Below are 13,203 nucleotides of genomic sequence, written 5' to 3' on the forward strand. Positions count from 1 at the left end.
TACGCGTCCGAAAAAGAAGCAGTCAGAAACGGTTCAGTATAATGGTCTGGTTGCGCCACTCAAGGGAAAAAGTTTCGTGGCATACTATATGCGAGTTAACTGAATAGAGATGTCATGACTTTTACACTACGCCCCTATCAGCAGGAAGCCGTTGACGCCACCCTCGCCTGGTTTCGCAGGCACCGGGAACCTGCCGCCATCGTGCTCCCGACCGGAGCCGGGAAAAGCCTGGTCATCGCCGAACTGGCGCGTCTGGCGCGCGGGCGCGTGCTGGTGCTGGCGCACGTCAAAGAGCTGGTGGCGCAGAATCACGCCAAATATTGCGCGCTCGGCCTGGAGGCCGATATCTTTGCCGCCGGGCTGAAGCGCAAGGAGAGCCACGGCAAGGTGGTGTTTGGCAGCGTGCAGTCGGTGGCCCGCAACCTGGATCTGTTCCGCAGCGAGTTTTCCCTGCTGATTGTCGACGAGTGTCACCGCATCAGCGATGACGACGACAGCCAGTATCAGCAAATCCTCACGCACCTGAAAGAGGTGAATCCTCACTTACGTCTGCTTGGCCTGACCGCCACGCCGTTTCGTCTGGGCAAGGGCTGGATTTATCAGTTTCATTATCACGGCATGGTTCACGGGGATGAGAAGGCCCTGTTCCGCGACTGCATCTATGAGCTTCCGCTGCGCTACATGATCAAGCACGGCTACCTGACGCCGCCGGAGCGTCTGGATATGCCGGTGGTGCAGTACGACTTCAGCCGCCTGCAGGCGCAGAGTAACGGGCTGTTCAGCGAAGCGGACCTTAATCACGAGCTGAAAAAGCAGAAGCGGATCACGCCGCATATCGTCAGCCAGATTGAAGAGTTCGCCCAAACGCGAAAAGGGGTGATGATTTTTGCTGCCACCGTCGAACACGCGCGCGAAATCACGGGGCTGCTGCCCGTAAGCGACGCGGCGTTGATTACCGGTGAAACCCCCGGCACGGAGCGCGACAGCCTGATTGAGGCCTTCAAAGCCCAGCGGTTCCGCTATCTGGTGAATGTCTCCGTATTAACCACCGGGTTTGACGCCCCGCACGTCGACCTGATTGCGATTCTGCGCCCGACCGAATCCGTCAGCCTGTATCAGCAGATTGTCGGGCGCGGGCTGCGCCTGGCCCCGGGCAAAACCGACTGTCTGATCCTCGATTACGCCGGTAATCCGCACGATCTCTACTCCCCGGAAGTGGGCACGCCAAAAGGCAAAAGCGACAACGTGCCGGTACAGGTATTTTGCCCGGCCTGCGGGTTTGCCAACACCTTCTGGGGGAAAACCACCGCCGACGGCACGCTGATTGAACACTTTGGCCGCCGCTGCCAGGGCTGGTTTGAAGACGATGAAGGCCATCGCGAACAGTGTGACTTCCGCTTTCGCTTTAAAAATTGTCCGCAGTGCAACGCCGAGAACGATATCGCCGCCCGCCGCTGCCGCGAGTGCGACACGGTTCTGGTAGACCCGGACGACATGCTGAAAGCGGCGCTGAAGCTGAAGGATGCGCTGGTGCTGCGCTGTTCCGGCATGGCGCTGCAGCCCGGCGCGGATGAAAAAGGCGAGTGGCTAAAGATTACCTATTACGACGAGGACGGGGCGGACGTGAGCGAGCGCTTCAGGGTTCAGACGCCCGCCCAGCGGACCGCTTTCGAGCAGCTCTTTATCCGCCCTCATACCCGCACGCCCGGCGTGCCGCTGCGCTGGATAACCGTTGCCGACATCGTGCATCAACAGGCGCTGCTGCGCCATCCTGATTTTGTTGTCGCCCGCAAAAAAGGCCAGTTCTGGCAGGTGCGTGAGAAGGTCTTTGACTATGAAGGACGGTTCCGCCGGGCAAATGAATTGCGCGGTTAACGGGACTTTTCGTTGATGCGCGCGCCATTTGAGTATAAAATGCCGCCCGCTTCACATCCGTGAGGCAGAACACTCACCTGCTGCTGGGTCGCCTGTAGTAGGGTTTTAAATACAGAGAGAAATCAATGTTCACTATCGAAGCAGAAGTACGTAACGTGCAGGGTAAGGGTGCGAGCCGCCGCCTGCGTAACGCTAACAAGTTCCCGGCTATCGTTTACGGTGGCGAAGCTGCTCCAGTTGCTATCGAACTGGATCACGACAAAGTATGGAACATGCAGAACAAAGCTGAATTCTACAGCGAAGTTCTGACCATCGTTGTTGGCGGTAAAGAAGAAAAAGTGAAGGTTCAGGCTGTTCAGCGTCACGCGTTCAAGCCAAAACTGACTCACATCGACTTCGTTCGCGCGTAATCGCAAACCTGTCGAGAAAAACCCCGCTTCTGCGGGGTTTTTTTATGGCTGTTACTTGCCGCCAGAGGTGCGACGCTGAAGCTGATCGCGCAGGTTCGGCGGCGTGCCTTTAATGGTCAGCGTGTCGGTAGCCGGATCCCAGAAGATACGTTCCCCGAGCAGCATCGCATCAAAGTTGATGGTTAACCCACCGCCGCTGCCGGCAAATTTGGTCAGCTGACGCAGCGTGCTGCGATCCGCCGGGAAGCTCTCCTCCAGCTCGTAGCCTTTTTCCGCGGTGAACTCCTGGAAGCTGACTTCGCTAACGCCCGCCAGCTCTTTGGACAGCGACTCCAGCTCAATCTCTTCACCCGCCTGCAGCTGCTCGTTGCAGTAGCTGTAAACCTGCTGGCGCACGTTCTGCCGCTCGGCTTTATCAAGCTGCGCCTCGGCCGTAAAGTCATCCACCGCCTGTAGCAGACCTTTGTTCTGCACTTTGGCGTTCAGGCCTTCGCTGGCACCGAGGAAGTCCATAAAGAAATCCGCCACTTTGCGCCCCACGCGGCCCTTCAGGAAGGTCAGGTAGCGGGTTGACTCCGGGTTGGTTTCCCATTCGGTCAAATCGATACGCGCCACGATATCCGCATGGTTGATGTCCAGATAGTGCGTTGAGCTGATGTCCAGCTGCTCGTTCACGCGCATGCTGCTCAGATTATTCAGCACGCTAACCAGCAGATACTCTACCGCCAGATAGCGATAGTGGCAGAACAGGACGATACCGCCATCGGCGAACGGATATTTCGCCAGTTCGTCACGCAGACGGCCAGTCGCTGCGCGGCTGAATGCCAGGAAATCCTCTTCACCCTGACGCTGCAGGCGCAGGCTATCCGCCAGTTCGCTCTCCTCGCTGAACAAGCCATAGGCTTTATTTTTCGCGCTGTAGACGCGATGCAACTCCGCCATCATCTCGACAACGGTAGGCGTTGGTTCCAGTAACGAATCGCGTAGCACCACTTCAAGGGTTTGCTCATCACGCTTGATAAGCTGGTGCAGGGCAATCTGGTTGATTTCCAGACTCATGATAAACTCTCCTTTTAGACCGGGCGGTATTCAACCACCACCAACGCATGTGTGCAACAGAAGATAAAAAAGGGGAAAAAAAGCTGTTGCTACGGTAATATGTCGCCCTTCTCTCAACAAACTGATTTTGATTTATGCCACAACATTCCCGCTACAGTGACGAACACGTTGAACAACTGCTCAGTGAGCTGGTCAACGTACTGGAAAAACATAAAACGCCAACCGATCTCTCCCTGATGGTTTTGGGAAATATGGTTACCAACCTTATCAATACCAGCGTTGCTCCGGCTCAGCGTCAGGCGATCGCCAAATCTTTCGCCCAGGCCTTGCAGTCCTCCGTTAGCGACGACCAGGCACACTAAGGGAAACGAACAACAGTTTATGGTGACGAATCGTCAGCGCTACCGTGAAAAAGTCTCCCAGATGGTCAGCTGGGGGCACTGGTTTGCCCTGTTCAACATTTTGTTGGCGATGGTGCTCGGCTGCCGTTATCTGTTTGTGGCAGACTGGCCAACCACGTTAACCGGGCGTATCTACTCCTGGATGAGCCTGGTTGGACACTTTAGCTTCCTGGTTTTCGCCACCTATCTGCTGATCCTGTTTCCGCTGACGTTTATCGTCATGTCGCAGCGGCTGATGCGCTTCCTGTCCGCTATTCTTGCGACGGCGGGCATGACGCTGTTGCTTATCGACAGTGAAGTCTTCACCCGGTTCCACCTGCACCTGAACCCGATCGTCTGGGAACTGGTGATTAACCCGGACCAGAACGAAACCGCGCGCGACTGGCAGCTGATGTTTATCAGCGTGCCCATTATCCTGCTGATCGAAATGTTGTTCGCCACGTGGAGCTGGCAAAAGCTCCGCAGTCTGACCCGGCGCCGCCATTACGCGAAGCCCGTCGCGGCGCTCTTTTTCGCCTCTTTTATCGGTTCGCACCTGATGTATATCTGGGCAGATGCGAACTTCTACCGCCCGATTACCATGCAGCGCGCTAACCTGCCGCTCTCCTATCCGATGACGGCGCGTCGTTTTCTTGAAAAACACGGCCTGCTGGATGCGCAGGAGTATCAGCGTCGTCTGGTCGAACAGGGTAATCCGGAAGCGGTCAGCGTGCAGTATCCCCTGAGCGATCTGAGATACCGCGACATGGGCCGTGGTCAGAACGTGCTGCTGATTACCGTCGATGGCCTGAACTATTCCCGCTATGAGAAGCAGATGCCCGCGCTGGCGGAGTTTGCCGGGAACAACATCACGTTCACTCAGCACATGAGTTCCGGTAACTCGACCGACGCGGGTATTTTCGGCCTGTTCTACGGCATCTCACCGAGCTACATGGACGGCGTGCTGTCGGCCCGTATTCCGGCGGCGCTGATCACCGGCCTTAACCAGCAGGGCTACCAGCTGGGGCTGTTTGCCTCCGATGGGTTCAACAGCTCGCTCTACCGCCAGGCGCTGCTGTCTGACTTCTCCCTGCCAGCCGCGCAGAGCCAGTCTGACAATCAGACCGCCGATCAGTGGATTAACTGGCTCAAGCGCTATGCGCAGGAAGATAACCGCTGGTTCTCCTGGGTTGCGTTTAACGGCACAACGCTTGATGACAGCAATCAGAAAGGCTTCGCGCGCCGCTATAGCCGTGCCGCGGGTGACGTCGATGCGCAGATTAGCCGCGTGCTGACCGCCCTGCGCGATGCGGGCAAACTGGACAATACGGTGGTCATTATCACGGCGGGTCACGGCGTGCCGCTGGGTGATGAGGCGAAGAGCATGGAGTGGTCGCGTCCGAACCTGCACGTGCCGCTGGTGATCCACTGGCCGGGAACGCCTGCGCAGCGCATTACCATGCTGACCGACCATAAAGACGTTATGACGACGTTAATGCAGCGTCTTCTGCACGTCAGCACACCGGCAAATGAATACTCGCAGGGGCAGGATCTCTTTAGCGCCACGCGGCGCCATAACTGGGTCACGGCTGCGGGTGGAAACACGCTGGTAGTGACCACGCCATCGTTGTCCCTGGTGCTGAACAGTAACGGAAATTACCAGACGTACAGTCCCGAAGGTGAGAAGCTGAAAGACCAGAAGCCGCAGCTCAGCCTGCTGCTGCAGGTGCTGACGGACGAGAAGCGCTTCATCGCTAACTGATTATTTATGAATCAGTTAGCGCGGCTTCCCCCTTGCAATCAAAAAGGAATCGAGTACTATTCCTTTAATGCGTCGGCACGTAGCGCAGCCTGGTAGCGCACCGTCATGGGGTGTCGGGGGTCGGAGGTTCAAATCCTCTCGTGCCGACCAACAATACATAAAAAAACCAGCCTTTAAGGGCTGGTTTTTTTATGCCTGTACCCACATGCGGAATGGTTAGTGCTTCTCGCGTCCGCCCAGGAAGAAAATCCCCAGCGGGATGGCAAGCAGGACGGTAAACACCAGGCTGTATACAAAGATCATCGCCGACTGCAGGACAAACATGCTGGTTGTCCAGGCGGAGAGCGGAATGTTGTACTGCTCGATCACGCCGACAATGGTTGCCCGCCCCACGCATGCGGCAGCAATCATAAATACCACCAGCAACGCCAGCAGGAACTTGCGGCCTTCAGGTGTCTTCAGTTTTGCGCGTACCATCTCTCTCTTCCCTTTACAGATGAATAACAATATCTAACGCGTAAAATAACACGATCTTCCCACCGACTCCACCACAGCATTAAACACCACAAAAACGCCAGAAAACCAGTTTATTACGCCAAACAAAATGAAAATATGAGTAAATTACGCCAACCATTCATGCGAGTTATGCTAGTCTGGTCACGATCGTTTTGACAAAAAAGGAATGACAGTGAAAAACGCACCTAAATTTGCCCTTGCCCTTATCGCCGCAGCCTGCGTGAGCGCCAGCGCTTTTGCCAGCGACGCGCCTGAAGCCCAGCCTCTGGAAAAAGTCGCGCCTTATCCACAGGCGGAGAAAGGGATGAAGCGCCAGGTTATTCAGCTGCCGGCGCAGCAGGATGAAGCGAATTTCAAAGTGGAGCTGTTAATCGGCCAGACGCTGGAAGTGGACTGCAACCACCATCGTCTCGGCGGCCAGCTGGAAAGCAAAACCCTGGAAGGCTGGGGCTATGACTACTATGTCTTCGACAAAGTCACGTCGCCGGTCTCCACCATGATGGCGTGCCCGGACGGCAAAAAAGAGAAGAAATTTATCACCGCGTATCTGGGTGACAACAGTCTGCTGCGCTATAACAGCAAGCTGCCAATCGTCGTGTATACGCCGGAAAACGTGGATGTGAAATATCGCGTATGGAAGGCGGACGAGACGGTCGGGCAAGCGGTAGTACGTTAAAATCAGGCCGGGTGACGGCTTCGCCTTACCCGACCTGTAAAGGGTGCGTTCTGGTGCCCTCACCCCACCCCTCTCCCACCGGGAGAGGGAGAAAACGCGAAAAACGGTAACGGATGTTACCGTTTTTCGTTTACCTTACAGCGCGATATCCGCAACCGGCTTGCTTTCCGCCTGAGGCTTCAGCTCTGCCTTTGGTGCAGCATCCGCAGCCTGCGGTTTGACGTACTGCAGCTGCAGAACGCGGCTGGTGTACTCCAGCTCTTGTTCCGTGGCCTGAACGTTACCGTTCAGCTTAGTACCGTAGGACGGAATAATGGTTTTCAGCTTCGCCTGCCATTCCGGGCTGGACACTTTATCCTTAAACACTTTTTCCATCAGGTGCAGCATGATTGGCGCAGCGGTAGACGCGCCCGGTGACGCACCCAGCAGCGCGGCAATGGTGCCATCCTTATCGCTCACCACTTCGGTGCCCAGGCGCAGCACGCCGCCCTCTTTCGGATCGCGTTTGATAATCTGCACGCGCTGGCCCGCCTGCCACAGACGCCAGTCTTCTTTCTTCGCCTGCGGATAGTACTCTTTCAGCGCCTCGAAGCGTTCTTCATCAGAGAGCATCACCTGGCTTATCAGGTATTTCACCAGATCGAAGTTATCCAGCCCCACGTCCATCATTGGCTTGACGTTCGAGGTGGTGGTCGCGCTCAGCAGATCCCACAGGGAACCGTTTTTCAGGAACTTGGTGGAGAACGTGGCGAACGGCCCGAACAGCACTACGCGCTTCCCGTCAAGCATGCGGGTATCGATATGCGGAACGGACATCGGTGGTGCACCGACGGAGGCCTGACCGTACACTTTTGCCAGATGGCGGTTAACCACTTCCGGGTTTTCCGATACGAGGAACTGGCCGCCGACCGGGAAGCCCGCGTAGTCATCCGCTTCCGGAATGCCGGACTCCTGCAACAGCTTCAGCGCCGCACCGCCCGCACCGATAAACACGAACTTCGCCTTGATCACATGCTCGGCTTCGTTGTTTTTCAGATCGGCAACGGTCACGCTCCAGCTGTTGTCCGCGTTGCGCTTAAAGCCCCGCACTTCGGTGCCGAGCTGCAGATTGAAGTTCTCTTTTTTCTTCAGAGACGCAACCAGCTGACGGGTGATTTCACCGTAGTTAACGTCGGTACCAATTTCAGTGCGGGTCGCCGCCACTTTCTGATTCGGATCGCGGCCTTCCATTACCAGCGGTGCCCACTCTTTGATCTGAGCGTGATCTTCAGAGTATTTCATTCCGCGGAACAGCGTGCTCTGCTGCAGCGCAGCGTAGCGCGCGCGCAGGAAATTGACGTTCTGCTCGCCCCACACAAAGCTCATGTGCGGCACGGTGTTGATAAAGGAGTGCGGGTTGTTCAACACGCCGCTGTTAACCTGATGAGACCAGAACTGGCGTGAGATCTGGAACGCTTCGTTGATCTCAACCGCTTTCTCGATACTAATGGAACCGTCCTTTTTCTGCGGCGTATAGTTCAGTTCCATGAGTGCCGAGTGCCCCGTCCCGGCGTTATTCCAGCCGTTAGAGCTTTCCTGCGCCACGCCATCGAGGCGTTCGACCATGGTCATTGACCAGTTCGGCTCTAATTCCTGAAGATACGTTCCCAGCGTGGCGCTCATGATGCCGCCACCAATTAAAAGGACATCCGTTTCCTGCTCTTTTGGTGCGTCTGCTTTCGCCGCCAGCGAGACGGCGTTCAGCCCCACGGCCAGGGAAAAGAGCACGGCAGTCATTTTTTTCATCATTTATGCCTTAGTTAAATAGTGCGTGATGCGTAGAAATTACAGGTGAAACACGCTGCGGTGGCACGGTAGCAACTTTTAAATATTGTTTAAAGGTTAAGAAATTATTGTAATTGTGAAATTTAATGATCGTTTGTTTGTGTGGATTTAGGGGGCGGGCTGGCAAAAGGCGTTTATCCTGGCTACTATGCTGCACTTTGTGATCGCGCGCACGGAAGCCTGCCCCTACTTGCGAATTGTTATGTCATTACCCCACTCGTCCGTACCCCATGAAGGCCATGTCGCCACCGTTTTACGTTCGCCTAAGCTTCTGATGCGTGAAACACTGGCCGGCGTGATTACCGCGCTGGCGCTGATCCCGGAAGTGATTTCATTTTCCGTGGTCGCAGGCGTGGATCCTAAAGTCAGTCTTATCGCCTCCGTGGTGCTCTGCTTCGCCCTTTCCCTGCTCGGCGGACGTCCGGCCATGGTGACGGCGGCGGCCGGTTCCGTCGCGCTGGTAATTGGCCCGATGGTTCATCAGCACGGCGTGCAGTACATTCTGCCGGCGGTGGTGATGGCGGGCGTGATTCAGATCCTGTTCGGCGCGCTGGGCATGGCGCGGCTGATGCGCTTTATCCCGCAGTCGGTGATGACGGGTTTTGTTAACGCCCTCGGCATTTTGATTTTCTTTGCCCAGGTTCCCCACTTCTGGAGCCGAAGCCCGCTGATTGTGGGCCTGTTCGTGCTGACGCTGCTGATTGTGCTGTGGGTGCCGCGCTATATCAAAAGCGTGCCCTCCCCGCTGATTGCCATTGTGGTGCTGACGCTGTTCACCGTCACCAGCGGGCAAATCCTGCCGACGGTGGGAGATGAAGGCTCAATGAGCGGCGGTTTGCCTGGATTTACGCAGCTGCTGGTGCCGCTCAACCTTGAGACGCTGAGCATCATCTGGCCGTGCGCGCTCAGTATTGCTTTCGTAGGCCTGCTGGAATCATTGCTGACGGCGAAGCTGGTGGACGAACTGACCGTAACGCCATCCAGCAAGCGTCGCGAAAGCATCGGGCTGGGCGTGGGAAATATCATGGCCGGCTTCTACGGCGGCATTGCGGGCTGTGCGATGATTGGGCAGACCATCGTTAACGTGGAGATGGGTAAAGGAAGAAGCCGCATTTCCACGCTCGCGGCGGGCATTGTGCTGCTGGTGCTGGTCACGGCGCTCAGCGACGTGATGGCAAGGATCCCGATGGCGGTCCTGGCGGGTATTATGGCGATTGTGGCCATCAAGACCTTTAGCTGGCACAGCGTTCAGCCCGGAACGCTGAAAAAGGCGCCCGTTGCGGAAACCGTCGTTATGCTGGCGACGGTTGCGGCAACGGTATCAACCGGTAACCTGGCGATTGGCGTGCTGGGCGGCATCGTAATGATGTTCATCCTTCCCGCCCGTCTTAAGCAAAAAGCGCTGGCTACAGAAGAAAAATCGTCGCCAGCCCAAGAAAAATAAAGAAACCGCCGGTATCGGTAATCGCGGTAATCATAACGCTCGACCCCACCGCGGGGTCGCGCCCCAGCCGGGTCATCGTCAGCGGGATAATCACCCCCATTATTGCCGCCACCAGCAGGTTCAGCACCATTGCCAGCATCATGACCCCGCCCAGCGCCATATCGTCGTACAGCCACCAGGTGACGCCGCCCATGATGCCGCCCCAGACCAGGCCGTTTATCAGCGCGACGCCCATCTCCCTGAAAATCAGCCACGAGAAGTTCCCCGGCTGAATGTTTTCCAGCGCCAGGGCGCGAACGATCATGGTGATGGTCTGGTTACCGGTGTTTCCGCCGATCCCCGCCACAATCGGCATCAGCGAGGCCAGGGCCACCAGCTGGGAAATGGTATGTTCGAAGCCGTCGATGACGCGTGAAGCCACGAAGGCGGTGCATAAGTTGATGGCGAGCCACGCCCAGCGCGTTTTAACGGCCTTACCAACGGAGGCGTGAACGTCATCTTCCGCGCTGATCCCGCCAAGGGCGCGCAGGTCGTTATCGGTCTCTTCATAGACCACGTCAACGATCTCATCGATGGTCAGACGCCCCATCAGCTTGCCCACGGAATCCACTACCGCCGCACTCACCAGGTCATCACGTTCGAAGGTACGCGCCGCTTTTTCGGCATCGTCTTCCGGCGAGAACACCATCGGCTCGGTTTCCATGACCTCGCTGACCCGCCGCTGGGTGCTGTTCAGCAGGATCGTTTTAAGCTCCAGCTCTCCGAGCAGGGTTTTATCCCGGGAGGTGACGAACAGTTTGTCGGTGTTGTCCGGCATACTGCCCAGGCGACGAAGGTAGCGCTGCACCGTACCAAGGGTAACGTCCGGACGCACCGTGATGACGCCAAACTCCATGATGGCGCCGACGCTGTTTTTCTCGTAGTGCATCACCTGACGCACGCGCGCCCGCTCCTCGGCGGGCAGGGAAGCCAGCAGGCGACCGGTCAGGTTGCGCGGAAGATGCTGGACGAGGTAAATCTGCTCATCGATATCCAGCGTTTGCAGGGCGTCGAGAATGTCCCGGTCGCTCATCTCATCGATAAGGTCATCCCAGACGTTTTCCGAGGCCTCCAGCAGCACCTGACCGCGCTCGTGATCCTGCACCAGCCGCCACAGGGCGTGGCGCTCCTCGGAGGGCAGCGCCTCCAGGGTATCCGCCAGATCCGGAGGGGGTAAATGTGCAACCAGCGCACCTACCTCAGCAATATCGTCGGCCAGCGTGCCGACATCATATTGCTCAGCCAGGGTCAGCTTACCCAATAGCGTTGACGTTACCGCTTTATCGGTCGTCAGGAGCCAGATGAGGCGCGCACGCTCCTGGTCACGCTGCCTTGCGCTGTTTTTCTTTAATAACGACATTAATCATAAATCCATGAAATAAGTTGGCTTTAAGCATAGCGCGGAGATATGTAAATAAGAATAAACAATGGGGCGGGATGAAGAAAAAAGCGGCATAACGGCCGCGATTTAACCCCTCTCCCTGTAGGAGAGGGGTTGTGTGAGTGCATTACGCCGTACGCGCCACCGCATCCCGCGATGCCGCATCGCGCTCATCGCCGGTCAGTTCGCTCAGCTTGCCGTCGCGCATCTCCAGCAGACGGTCGGCGTGAATGAAGTAGTGGTCGTCATGGCTGATGGCAAAAATGGTTTTGCCCATCGCCTGCATCAGCGGCAGCAGTACCTGATAGAACTCGCGGCGGAAGTGCGGGTCCTGGTCCGCTGCCCACTCGTCCAGCAGGATGATATCGCGCTCTTCAGCCAGCGCCAGCAGCAGCGCCACGCGTTTCTTCTGCCCTTTCGACAGCTTGAGGTTCAGGATCCTGCCATCCTGTAGCTCCAGCTTGTGCGACATCTGAAGGTGCGCAAGCCATTTATCCACCAGCGCCGGATCCGCCTGCTGCCCTTCCGGGCCAAGCAGCCGGTCGAACAGCCAGACATCGGTAAATACCGCCGAGAAGAGCTTGCGGTAATCTTCCGGTTTCTCCGCGCTCAGGGCCTTCCCGTCCAGCAGAATGTCGCCCGACAGCGGCTGGTATAGCCCCGTCAGCAGCATCGCGAGGGTGGATTTTCCGCTGCCGTTGCCGCCGATCAGGAACAGCAGTTCGCCGCGATGGATCGTCAGGTTAATCGGCCCCACGGAGAAGGCGTTGTCCTGATAGCGGAAGGTAACGTTACGCAGCTCAAGCGTTTTCCAGTCCGGAAACGCCTGCGGGCGCGGGAACTCCGCCTTAAACGGCGCAAGGTCGAATTTCTTCAGCTTGTTGAAGGCCACCTGGGCGCTCAGCAGCGTCGGCAGCGCGCCGACGGCCGACAGCAGCGGCGTGCGTAAAAACAGCAGCGTTAGCGAGTAGGTTGCCGCCACGTTGGTGTCCGCCCAACCCAGGCTGTTCGCCATCCAGAACACCAGGCCAATGGCGCCCAGCATCATAATGTTGGACCAGTTCACGGCGCTCAGGTGGAAGGTATCGGCGCGAATAATATGGTGGCGATATTCGTGCGCGTCGGGAATATAGAGGTTGTTGAAGATATGCTCGGCGCGCTCACGGTTCAGCGTCAGCTCCTTGCGCCCTTCCAGCACCGTCTGGTAGTCGTGATAAAGCTTATCTTCCGTTTCGCGTAGCACCGCCATGTGCTTATAGACGCGGGATACCAGCAGGAATCCGCCCCAGATGGTGATAACGATCCACAGGGCCGTCACCGCCAGCATTTTGCTGGAGAGCCAGGCGAGGTAGGCCGCCGAGCCAAAGGTCAGGATGATCCCCTGCACCAGCTCCGGCAGGCGTACAAACGCGATGGTAATGGCGCGCACGTCGCTGGTCAGCCCCGCCAGCAGGGAGGCGCTTCCCAGCTGCTCGATACGTTCAACCTGGGTGTCGAGGATACGTTTGATGAACTCGCTGCGCAGGCGAAACACGAAATGGTGGCCAAGCGCGGTCAGCGCCAGCTGTGAGCCGAGCGTAACCGCCATTAGCAGCAGCAGTAATCCCAGAAATTCCGGCAGGACGGAGAGCGACGTATCGACCATTTCGATCAAACGCACGTTAATGAAGGCAATCAGGCCAATCCCCAGCGCCGCGCTGGCAAGGCTTAACGCCATTACCGCAATAAAAGGCCAGCGATACTGCCGCCAGACAAGAAGAAGTAGTTGCATGCAGAGCAATCCGGACAAGAAAAATCAGCCAGCAGTGTAAACTGCCTTTCGCACACATCAAGAATA

General features: G+C 57.0%; 11 protein-coding genes and 1 tRNA gene. 7 read left to right on the top strand and 5 right to left on the bottom strand.

Annotation, left to right across the window (positions count from 1 at the left end; translation table 11 throughout):
- Nucleotides 1-114: 114 nt before the first annotated feature.
- Nucleotides 115-1,875 carry a DEAD/DEAH box helicase gene (locus tag IM304_RS09985; protein ID WP_193355621.1) on the top strand — a complete coding sequence of 587 codons (1,761 nt, stop codon included), beginning with the start codon at nt 115-117 and terminating at the stop codon, nt 1,873-1,875.
- Nucleotides 1,876-2,000: 125 nt separating this feature from the next.
- Nucleotides 2,001-2,285: a 50S ribosomal protein L25 gene (rplY, locus tag IM304_RS09990; protein ID WP_148419877.1), complete on the top strand. Its 285-nt coding sequence runs from the start codon at nt 2,001-2,003 to the stop codon at nt 2,283-2,285.
- A 51-nt stretch (nt 2,286-2,336) separates the two neighbouring features.
- On the opposite strand, the gene yejK is transcribed toward rplY, so the two are convergent.
- Nucleotides 2,337-3,344: a nucleoid-associated protein YejK gene (yejK, locus tag IM304_RS09995; RefSeq protein WP_148419878.1), complete on the bottom strand. Its 1,008-nt coding sequence runs from the start codon at nt 3,342-3,344 to the stop codon at nt 2,337-2,339.
- 134 nt (nt 3,345-3,478) lie between these two features.
- On the opposite strand from yejK, the gene IM304_RS10000 reads away from it, so the two are divergent.
- The 3 genes from IM304_RS10000 (at nt 3,479) to IM304_RS10010 (ending at nt 5,636) form a co-directional block, all read left to right on the top strand.
- Complete coding sequence (locus tag IM304_RS10000; RefSeq protein ID WP_001135586.1) at nt 3,479-3,706, top strand: YejL family protein; 228 nt, start codon at nt 3,479-3,481, stop codon at nt 3,704-3,706.
- A gap of 19 nt (nt 3,707-3,725) precedes the next feature.
- On the top strand, nt 3,726-5,486 hold the full coding sequence (gene yejM, locus IM304_RS10005; protein WP_193355622.1) for an LPS biosynthesis-modulating metalloenzyme YejM: 1,761 nt from the start codon (nt 3,726-3,728) through the stop codon (nt 5,484-5,486).
- Nucleotides 5,487-5,559: 73 nt separating this feature from the next.
- A tRNA-Pro gene (locus tag IM304_RS10010) sits at nt 5,560-5,636 on the top strand.
- A gap of 66 nt (nt 5,637-5,702) precedes the next feature.
- Here the strand turns inward: IM304_RS10010 and IM304_RS10015 are convergent.
- Nucleotides 5,703-5,963, bottom strand: a complete 261-nt coding sequence (locus IM304_RS10015) for a DUF2534 family protein (RefSeq protein WP_148419880.1) — start codon at nt 5,961-5,963, stop codon at nt 5,703-5,705.
- 205 nt (nt 5,964-6,168) lie between these two features.
- Here IM304_RS10015 and eco point away from each other — a divergent pair, with 205 nt between their 5' ends.
- A complete protein-coding gene (eco, locus tag IM304_RS10020) occupies nt 6,169-6,678 on the top strand; it encodes a serine protease inhibitor ecotin (protein ID WP_148419881.1) in 510 nt (169 codons plus the stop codon).
- Nucleotides 6,679-6,813: 135 nt separating this feature from the next.
- On the opposite strand, the gene mqo is transcribed toward eco, so the two are convergent.
- Nucleotides 6,814-8,463, bottom strand: a complete 1,650-nt coding sequence (gene mqo, locus IM304_RS10025) for a malate dehydrogenase (quinone) (RefSeq protein ID WP_193355623.1) — start codon at nt 8,461-8,463, stop codon at nt 6,814-6,816.
- A gap of 187 nt (nt 8,464-8,650) precedes the next feature.
- Between mqo and IM304_RS10030 the strand changes: the two genes are divergently transcribed.
- Nucleotides 8,651-9,946 carry a SulP family inorganic anion transporter gene (locus IM304_RS10030; protein ID WP_193355624.1) on the top strand — a complete coding sequence of 432 codons (1,296 nt, stop codon included), beginning with the start codon at nt 8,651-8,653 and terminating at the stop codon, nt 9,944-9,946.
- Here the strand turns inward: IM304_RS10030 and mgtE are convergent.
- Together mgtE and IM304_RS10040 are read right to left on the bottom strand one after the other, a co-directional pair.
- On the bottom strand, nt 9,909-11,345 hold the full coding sequence (mgtE, locus tag IM304_RS10035) for a magnesium transporter (RefSeq protein ID WP_148419883.1): 1,437 nt from the start codon (nt 11,343-11,345) through the stop codon (nt 9,909-9,911). The two genes, IM304_RS10030 and mgtE, sit on opposite strands and share 38 nt — an antisense overlap.
- Nucleotides 11,346-11,493: 148 nt before the next feature.
- Nucleotides 11,494-13,137, bottom strand: coding sequence for a multidrug ABC transporter permease/ATP-binding protein (locus tag IM304_RS10040; RefSeq protein ID WP_193355625.1), 1,644 nt, complete (start codon nt 13,135-13,137; stop codon nt 11,494-11,496).
- Nucleotides 13,138-13,203 lie beyond the last annotated feature (66 nt).

The sequence above is a fragment of the Enterobacter cloacae complex sp. P40C2 genome (assembly GCF_014930695.1).
Taxonomy (GTDB): Bacteria; Pseudomonadota; Gammaproteobacteria; order Enterobacterales; family Enterobacteriaceae; genus Enterobacter; species Enterobacter pasteurii.

Coding starts and splice junctions, on each gene's coding strand:
- IM304_RS09985 (WP_193355621.1), top strand. CDS start 115: ATGACTTTTACACTACGCCCCTATCAGCAGGAAGCCGTTGACGCCACC.
- rplY (WP_148419877.1), top strand. CDS start 2,001: ATGTTCACTATCGAAGCAGAAGTACGTAACGTGCAGGGTAAGGGTGCG.
- yejK (WP_148419878.1), bottom strand. CDS start 3,344: ATGAGTCTGGAAATCAACCAGATTGCCCTGCACCAGCTTATCAAGCGT.
- IM304_RS10000 (WP_001135586.1), top strand. CDS start 3,479: ATGCCACAACATTCCCGCTACAGTGACGAACACGTTGAACAACTGCTC.
- yejM (WP_193355622.1), top strand. CDS start 3,726: ATGGTGACGAATCGTCAGCGCTACCGTGAAAAAGTCTCCCAGATGGTC.
- IM304_RS10015 (WP_148419880.1), bottom strand. CDS start 5,963: ATGGTACGCGCAAAACTGAAGACACCTGAAGGCCGCAAGTTCCTGCTG.
- eco (WP_148419881.1), top strand. CDS start 6,169: ATGACAGTGAAAAACGCACCTAAATTTGCCCTTGCCCTTATCGCCGCA.
- mqo (WP_193355623.1), bottom strand. CDS start 8,463: ATGAAAAAAATGACTGCCGTGCTCTTTTCCCTGGCCGTGGGGCTGAAC.
- IM304_RS10030 (WP_193355624.1), top strand. CDS start 8,651: ATGCTGCACTTTGTGATCGCGCGCACGGAAGCCTGCCCCTACTTGCGA.
- mgtE (WP_148419883.1), bottom strand. CDS start 11,345: ATGTCGTTATTAAAGAAAAACAGCGCAAGGCAGCGTGACCAGGAGCGT.
- IM304_RS10040 (WP_193355625.1), bottom strand. CDS start 13,137: ATGCAACTACTTCTTCTTGTCTGGCGGCAGTATCGCTGGCCTTTTATT.